This window comes from Psychrobacter sp. 16-MNA-CIBAN-0192, from assembly GCF_040309565.1.
Taxonomy (GTDB): Bacteria; Pseudomonadota; Gammaproteobacteria; order Pseudomonadales; family Moraxellaceae; genus Psychrobacter.
This window is the reverse complement of record NZ_JBEOOX010000641.1, coordinates 1-242: the sequence shown is the minus strand read 5'-3', so window position 1 is coordinate 242 and position 242 is coordinate 1. Positions and strand designations below refer to the sequence as shown.

The following is a 242-nucleotide window of genomic DNA, read 5'->3' as shown; positions in this document are numbered from 1 at the left end:
CCTGAAAGTATCTGCAGTGAGTGTAGAGAGTGATGGTGATGTTAGCGCATCTAGTGCGGTACTGAACTTACCTATTCGTGTTTACGGTCAAGCTGATCTTATTTTAAACGATGATTTGGCAACCGTTGACGTTAATGGTACAGCCTACACGTATGCTATCGCAGAAGACGTACTAGATACCAGTAACCTTATAGCGTTATCAGAGTTTTTCTCTGATGCTTCTGCGATTACGCCGTATGACG

At 43.4% G+C, this 242-nt stretch carries 1 protein-coding gene; it reads left to right on the top strand.

The annotated features are described in order from the left end of the window. Positions 1-16: 16 nt before the first annotated feature. Positions 17-242: hypothetical protein (locus AAEY78_RS14685; protein ID WP_352340203.1), on the top strand; the 226-nt coding region annotated here is incomplete at its 3' end.